The 7,445-nt window shown below is 51.0% G+C and carries 5 protein-coding genes; all 5 read right to left on the reverse strand.

Annotated elements, in window-relative coordinates; translation table 11 throughout:
* Positions 1 to 38: 38 nt before the first annotated feature.
* The 5 genes from LBO03_08680 to LBO03_08700 are packed head-to-tail and all read right to left on the reverse strand — an operon-like array spanning position 39 to position 7,245.
* On the reverse strand, positions 39 to 434 hold the full coding sequence (locus LBO03_08680; protein ID MDR3349646.1) for a hypothetical protein: 396 nt from the start codon (positions 432 to 434) through the stop codon (positions 39 to 41).
* A complete protein-coding gene (locus tag LBO03_08685) occupies positions 431 to 919 on the reverse strand; it encodes a hypothetical protein (GenBank protein MDR3349647.1) in 489 nt (162 codons plus the stop codon). The genes LBO03_08680 and LBO03_08685 overlap by 4 nt, the downstream gene beginning before the upstream one ends.
* On the reverse strand, positions 916 to 4,002 hold the full coding sequence (locus LBO03_08690) for a DUF87 domain-containing protein (protein ID MDR3349648.1): 3,087 nt from the start codon (positions 4,000 to 4,002) through the stop codon (positions 916 to 918). The genes LBO03_08685 and LBO03_08690 overlap by 4 nt, the downstream gene beginning before the upstream one ends.
* A 2-nt stretch (positions 4,003 to 4,004) precedes the next feature.
* Entirely contained in the window at positions 4,005 to 6,182 is a 2,178-nt protein-coding gene (locus LBO03_08695) for a dynamin family protein (GenBank protein ID MDR3349649.1), read from the reverse strand.
* 28 nt (positions 6,183 to 6,210) lie between these two features.
* Complete coding sequence (locus LBO03_08700) at positions 6,211 to 7,245, reverse strand: hypothetical protein (protein MDR3349650.1); 1,035 nt, start codon at positions 7,243 to 7,245, stop codon at positions 6,211 to 6,213.
* Positions 7,246 to 7,445 lie beyond the last annotated feature (200 nt).

Consider the following 7,445-nt stretch of genomic DNA (forward strand, 5'->3'; position numbering starts at 1 on the left):
ACACGTTTTGAGAACGGAAATGTTTTAAGGCGCGTCCCCTACACCTTGCCCGCGGTCAAAAAAACCGTCTCTACCGCATCGTGCGGCACGTACGCGCGCAGCCCCAGCGCCTCGGAACGGAAAACCTCGCCGTCCAGCCCCGCCGCAGGGTCAATCTTCTGTATCTGCTTGGCAAAAGCGGCATAATCTTCCCAAGAGATGACTGTTCCTTCATAAAGCAGCTGCGCCCCGTCAAAAATCTCCACGCCGCACAGCCGGTCGTCCTTGTCATAATAGGCATGGAAAAAAGAATCGAAATCATCGGTTGTGTTCTCGCTGAATTTCGTCTTGCGAAATTCCTTGTACTGGCCGGCCTCCCGCCGAACCGACTGCCTGTCCGCGCCAAAGCGCAAAACGCCCACTTGCTTATGCGGCACAAATTCGTAAACCTTCATATTCTCCCCTCCTGTTCCAACTGGTCAGTATATTCCAGCATTTCCGCTATGGCGCCATCATATTTTTTGCCGAACTTCATTCTGATGTCGTCGATGTCCATTTGCTGCGCTTCCCTGAATTTGCCCTGCGCAATCAGTTGCGACTGCGCGGCCCTATATTCCTTGGCCTCGTCAGAGACGCCATAGCTGGCCGTTTGCCTGTGATCTATCCTCTCCATGCGGATGCACGGCCCATCGTCGCTGTCGAGGCCGCTGTCTCGGTAGGCGGATTTTGCCGGCACGTGATGGCGGTCTTTGCCTTGGGCGGACGGGTCGTCGGATTCCAGCCCCTTATAAGAAGATCCCTGTCTAAGGGGAACTTCCGCCTCATCCGGCAGGTTGTTCAAATCCTTGTACCCGCCGGCCTGTTCCGGCAATTTTACATCCTGCGCGCCGTTTTCCGCGCGGGGATTGATTTCCCCGCCTTCCAGCTTGCCGATGTTCATGCTATGCCCCCTTTCGCCGCCCCGCGCAATTTTTCTATTTTGCCGAGCAAGGGAGATTCCTGCGATTCTTTGGCCAGTTCCGCCTTTATGGCGTCCAAGAGGATTTCTTTGATTTTTCGCAAAAGTTCGCTGTCTTGAAATCCGTACAAATCGGCGATGTATTCTTCCACGCGCCTATCCGCCGGCTGTCCGTCGTCTGTTCCGCCTATCGCGTATGCCAGCCTTTTGCCGTCAAAGACATTGTAAAAGAGCGGCGGCAAGGTTTTCGCCAGCGGTTTTACGCGCTCCAAGGTACATAGCAGGTGGCGTTTTTCATTGCCGCCCACGTTCAGCCGGCCGATCCATTGGCGCACGCTGTCCGCCCCTTCCTGGGAAAGCTCCAGGGAACGCTCCAGGCCAAGCATGTAGCGGCAATACTTTTCTATGTAAGTAGTTTTGCTCTCATCCGGTTTGTATTGGAAAGCCGCGCTTTCCGTGTATTCGTCAACTTGGCAAAGAACCGGCTCCAGCCAGCCGTTCTGCGCGACGGCGGCCACGCCCCTTTTCAAACGTGCCAGCTCCGCGATCTGATCGTCGTTCAGTCCGGCGGCCCTGCCTACCAGCATCCTGTCCGACTCGTCCGGCAAACGCAGGATGATTTTGGTATTGGTGTTGCGGATGACGGACATATCCAGCAAGCCGGGGGACTGGTCGGCGATGATAAATCCCTCCCCGTAAGTCCTCATCTCCGCTATGGCGTTGGCCAGCATTTCCACGGCCTTGCCTTGGAGATTGGCGCTCTCTTGGCTTTGCTCGCCGGACGTGCGGCGCAAAAGGTTGTGCGCCTCCTCCAGGACGGTTACATGGCGGAGGGGGGAGTTGACAAGGCCGGAGGACATGCGGTATTCCTGCAACTTCAAAACCAGTATGCCCATGAGCAGTGACTTGGTCTCCGAAGATCCTACCCGGCTGAGGTCAATTAGCGCGTTTCGGTCAAAGAGTTCCTCGTTGGGGATTTCGTCGCGGGAACAAAAAATCTGCCCGTTGATGCCGTTGGTCAAGGATTTGATGCGCGTGACCAAAGCGCCCGTGTAATCCCCCTTGGTATCGTTGGAATAGCTGGATTCCCTGATTATCCTAGGCAAAATGGCCATAATGTCGTTGAAGTCCGGGAACCGGCGCGGCGCGCAAAGGGAGCTTTTCAGGCTCCAGCCGTTTTCCTGGTAAGCCTGTTCCACGGCATCTTTCAAGATGGCGGGCATGGCGGCGTACATGGGCCAGCAGGCGTTGAATATCTCCACGAACCTGTCGATGTGCTCCAGGACATGCACGTCCTCCTGGAAAGAGAAGGGATTGAGTTTTAGAAGGGGCGCTTTTTGCGGGTGCGTGCCGTAGACGCCGACATCGCCCCTGCCGCCGAAAACATTCTTGTATTCGCCCTTGGCGGGCTCTATGACTAAGAACTTCACGTCCGCGCCGAGCCGCCCGAGCATCGTGCAGATAGTGTTGCTTTTGCCCGAGCCGGTGGAGCCGGTAACGAAGGTGTGCATGGTGAGGCTGTCGGCGTTTAAGTCTACAGGTTTTTTCTCTTCCTTTCCCATATGTAGCAAACTGCCGAGCCGCATGTTTTTTTCGTCTTTCAAAACCGTGACGTTGCGCCCAAAAGGCGCCATTTCCAATACTGTCAGGCCGCTGACCGATTTTTTGGGCAAGCCGAATTGTATGGCTATTTCTTGCCCGCTGAGCAAAGTCGCTGGGCTTACTGATACTTTTTTATTGTCGTAAAGATAAAATTTCGGGTGTGAAAAGGCGCATATATATTGCAGTAACTGCGGCATCCTTTCATCGTTCAGACTGCTGTCCCAGATATTTATGTGGGAAGACTGCGCAAAAGAATCTTCGCCGCGCATCAAAGCGTTATAATTGCTGGCCACGGAAAACGCCGTTTCTTTTTCTGCGGCGACGACATAAGTCGCGCACTCAAAAGTTCCAAAGCTCTCGCATTTATCCAGGCGCTTCAGTTGCAAATCAATCTTGTCCAGCAAGTCTTTGACTTGCCTGTTTTCATAGTTCAGCTGCAGGCTTTGGCCGGTAGCCTTGCCAATGGAATCGGTAACTCCGCTGGCCGTGCCGCTTGTCTTGCTAAAACTCCGGTTCACTGTTTGGGTTTTTCCGGAACTTGTCGTAACCGTATGTGAATTGTAGCGGTTGTAACTGGTGCCTGCGCTCGCGAAAATAATGCTGGCATTTGCGTTTAATCCCCTCCCAGAGCCTGTTTGCGTCGCGCCGGCAGTGCCCGAGGACTGGGCAAGGGCAATGCCCTCGTTGATGCCGCTTTGGAAACTCTCGGATTGAGATTTGCTTACCGCAAGGCTTGCGGTCTCATTCAAAGTAAGGCTATAACGCAAATAAGCGGACAGATAAGTGTGCAGCATAGTATAGCCGGTTCTGATCTTCCGCAGTTTGTTGCCGTTTATGGGGTCGGCCAGCATAACTATGGCATACTTTTGCCCACGCATCGCGTCCGTAAGGTTTTCAATTCCCTGGACATAAGCATTCATATCCTGCCTATCCTTGTTGCGCAAAGAGACGATTCCGGAGATGGATGATATTGATTGTACGCGTCTGTCAAATACCTTTGCCAGCAATTCGCCCGTCTCGCCCGATTGCAAGCGCTTCATGTCGGAACCGACAAAATTGCCTTGCATGGCGCCGAAAAACGCCTCTTTCGCGGACGCGCGCCAGGATTCGTCCGTTTTCGTTTTAGTGAGGCGGTTTTTAGCGACAATGCCTATATAGTAGTCGATTGACTCGCCATCGCTGTCCATAATGGTAGCAATCGTGCTGTCCGTGGAAAAAGCGACATTGGCGACAGTAGCCAGTTTGTCAAGGAAACTCTCTCTTTTGCTGTAAACCATCCTGCGCAAATGGCAAAAAAAGCCACAATTGGCGGCGTCTATATTTTTAATTTCTAAACTTGGGGGCACTACATTCAAGGCCTGCAAGTCATTTAGATAGCTTTTGCTGATGATTTTCACGGCATCGGCGACCGCCCTGTCAAGTTCCCTGAGCCTATTTTCTTCATACAATTCAATGTTTGGCATTTTCATCTCTCCATACCCGACAATATTTTTTCGAGTGTTTTTATATAACCGCCAAGTTTGGCGATTTCCTGTTCCTTTGCTTTTGACAATTGGACAAGCTCTTCAAATTCTTTTGCCGTGTCTTCTGTCAGTTTTGCAAACAGCCGCTCTTTTATGCTGTCCATTTTGCCGCTAAAATCGGCGGCGCCATGCTCCAGAAGGTTGGCCATCTCATCAAAAAGGTCGCCGATTACTTGCTGCAAGTCTTTCTTTAACTTTTCCTTTTCTGCGTAGGACGTGATTTCGCCGCTGAAATTCGCGCCTATTTTGCCGATAAAGGCGGAGGGGTCAATCTTAAAAACAGGCAGCTCAATACTGCCGATGGCCTCCTCAACTATAACGCGCAAAAAAGACGAATCATATTTTTCGTTGCCCATATCGAGATTATCGACTACCACATTCAGCAACTTGCGCCTTAGCCCTTTGAAGTTGATTGCCTCCTGGAATACATCCTCCAATTGGTTGGCGCTGTCCATGGCATATTTGCGCAAATTGCCGGTAGCGTCGGAAACCGAAAGATAAGAATAGTTTTCTTGCGTGGTGTAGTACTCTGTTTTTGTACTCCACCATGTCCAAGGCTTATACCATTTGGATGCGGATACTTTGTAGCTGTGCCTTATGTCCCTGCTGCCCGTTCGCTCGGAAAGGGAGAAATAATCGCCGGCCGCCGCGCGTATGTCGTGCAAAGCGTTGAGCTTTTCCTTTTGTATGTTGTTGCTCAGTTCGCCGAAAACGGCCGACAAATCGGCTTTGAGTTTATTGATTTGCTGCTTTACGTTTTCTTGTTGCGCCTGCAATTGCTCCAAGTCGTTGCCGCTTAAAATTTTCTGTTTTTGCGTTGCTTTTTGCAAAAAAAATTGCAGCTGATTTGCAAGTTTTTCCGTAGCCGCCCCGACAAAGCCTTTCGCCTTTCCCATAAGGATATCTTCTTTTTCCCGCACGGCGCCGGCAAATACCGCTTCTACCCTGCCCATGCCGCTAAGCTTTTGCAAATCTTCCCGCATGTTGCCGGAGAACTTGCTTAAACGCTCAAAAATATTACGTTCTTCCGGGTCATAATCCGGCGCGGCTTTCTTGCTCATGTTTTGCGCCATCACGGAAACAAAAAGGGGTTCATGGCATTCCCCTATGGCTTTGATAATTTCTTTCGCGTATTCGCCGCGCCTTCGCCGCAGGTCTTCCGTAAATTCTGCTACCTTTTCGTTGGCCCGTTTTTTCAAGTTGCGGGATACAAGCTCCATAGCGGCCGGGATATTGTCGGCAAAAGACTTTTTGGCGGCAAAAGGGCTGTTTTTGTCCTGTTTGCGCAAAACATCCAGTATGCCGCTGTCGTACTTGCTGCCAATCAACACCAGTTTCCTGACGCCTTCTTCCGGCAATTGCGTTGAAAGCAGGTCCCAGTCGCTTTTGTCCAGGAAACTGCTGGTTTGGCTCAGAAAAAACACCACGTCGCAAAGTTTGATAAATTCTTTCGTGCGCTCCGTCCTGGAAATAAACGGGTCATTAAGCCCGGGTGTGTCCACTATGGAAATTTCTTTTAACTCCTCTTTGTCGATGGATAAAGTTACCGCTTTGACGACCGGCGTATACCGGCCGTTTTCCCCCACATAGTCATTCAGTTGCGCGGACAAAGCCTCAAATGAAACGAAAGGCACGGACTCCCTGGAAGAAAGCTTTTCGCTTATGGACAAGCCGTTCTTGGCCGCCGCCTGCAGCAACTCGCGGGCGGCTTTGGCGTAGCTGTCTTCCGCTTCCGATTGCGCGAGCTTTGTAAAGTTTTGCCAATCGTCGTGGGAATAATATTCTATTTGTATACAGTTTTCGCTTGCGTATTCTATCTTGGTCAAGGTGGCCGTCTTGGGCGTAGAGGCTTTGGGCAGCACTTCTTTGCCGTCAAAAAGCAGCGTGTTCAAAAACGAGGACTTGCCCGCTTTTACCTGGCCAACGATGCCTATATTCAACTTGCGGTCTTTGTTGTAGAAATCATTGATCGTTTCGGCAAAACTTTCCTTTTGTTTTTCTATTGCCCGAACTTCTTCCCGGTTGCCTCCGGGCGCGATTTCCTTGGCGATATGGTCAAGTTTTTCCGTGAACGCGTCAAACCTTTTTTTGTCTTGCAAAGTCATGCTGAATATTGCCATAAAAATTCTCCTTTAAATAAATTTTGTCTTAGTAATCTAACTTTAAAACAACTTGCGTTACCCATTGGAAAAAGTCATCCTCCCTGTCAAAAGGCGTAGCCGTAAAAATCGTATTAACATAAGAATCTTGAATTGCGCACAAGACACACCAGCAACCTTTTTCCGCTTTGAATATTTCGGCTTTTTTGCCGTATCTATATGCGTATGATTCGTAGCCACAGAATAGGCTCTCCCCTTTTGTACAAAAATCCGTTTGCGCCAGCGCGGTTTTTCCTTCAATCTCCTGCCGCAACCAGCCTCTCTTTATCGGGAAAATTTTTGTTTTAATTTCCTTACATATTTTATAATAAAAAACATCCTTTTTATTACTGAGTGCCAATAGCTCTTCAATGGATGCAATTTCAATTTTCCGGCGCCCCCGCTCCAGCCAGCCGCCCGGCAAGAGATGGGCCAGCCCGCCATAGGCGCGCTGACAAGGTATGCCTTCAAAGGCGGCGTAGTCATCTTGCAAAACGGCCTTGGCCAAGCTCGCCACGACCAGCAGGTCATCCTCTGCGCAGCCAAGCAGTTGGGCCAAGTCGGCTATATAAGACAGGGCTTCCTTGGAAGCGGCGCCCGGCAAGTTGGCAAGGTAAATCGCTTCCAGCAAAAGCGAGCAGCGCAAATTGTCCTCTTGGATATCAGGCAGGCCGTCGGTCAAAGAGGCGCTGTCGAAAGGCGTTATGTTCGCGCCCATTTCCAAAATGCCGTCCAGTCCGGGCGCGTAATCGGAACCCGCCGCAAGGCGGGCCAAAAATTCCAGTTGGGGTTCCGCCGGACTTGCGTCACATGAAAAGGCCAGCGCGGCCAGACATTTAAAATAAAGCGTCCGCGTTTTGCCGTCCGTTTGCGCCAACTGCCGGTTGCAAATAGGCTTGTTGGCCGCCACCTTTTTTATGCGGTCGTACATTTGCGCCTGCTCGTTGGCCGGTTTTGGCTTCATGTCCTGCAAATCGCGCAAAATTCCGTCCAGTTCGGCGCAAACGGTTTTGAGCCTATCTTCTATTTCGCCAATGGTTCCCATTTTGGTTTCTACTTCCTTTCCAGGTTTTTATATTATGTGGAAAGTTTTTCCCGTTCCGTGGCCAGCCTCTCCACGCCGCAGAGGGCACTTTGGAGAATGGCGGAAAGTTTTTCCCGTTCCGTGGCCGGCCTCTCCACGCCACAAAGGGCGCTTTGGAGAATGGCGGAAAGTTTTTCCCGTTCCGGGGCCGGCCTCTCCAC

The organism is Acidaminococcales bacterium (genome assembly GCA_031290885.1).
Lineage (GTDB): Bacteria > Bacillota > Negativicutes > Acidaminococcales > JAISLQ01 > JAISLQ01.

What these genes read in the sequence shown, in the direction of transcription:
- LBO03_08695 (MDR3349649.1), bottom strand. Translation starts at nt 6,182, where the DNA reads ATGGCAATATTCAGCATGACTTTGCAAGACAAAAAAAGGTTTGACGCG.
- LBO03_08690 (MDR3349648.1), bottom strand. Translation starts at nt 4,002, where the DNA reads ATGCCAAACATTGAATTGTATGAAGAAAATAGGCTCAGGGAACTTGAC.
- LBO03_08685 (MDR3349647.1), bottom strand. Translation starts at nt 919, where the DNA reads ATGAACATCGGCAAGCTGGAAGGCGGGGAAATCAATCCCCGCGCGGAA.
- LBO03_08680 (MDR3349646.1), bottom strand. Translation starts at nt 434, where the DNA reads ATGAAGGTTTACGAATTTGTGCCGCATAAGCAAGTGGGCGTTTTGCGC.
- LBO03_08700 (MDR3349650.1), bottom strand. Translation starts at nt 7,245, where the DNA reads ATGGGAACCATTGGCGAAATAGAAGATAGGCTCAAAACCGTTTGCGCC.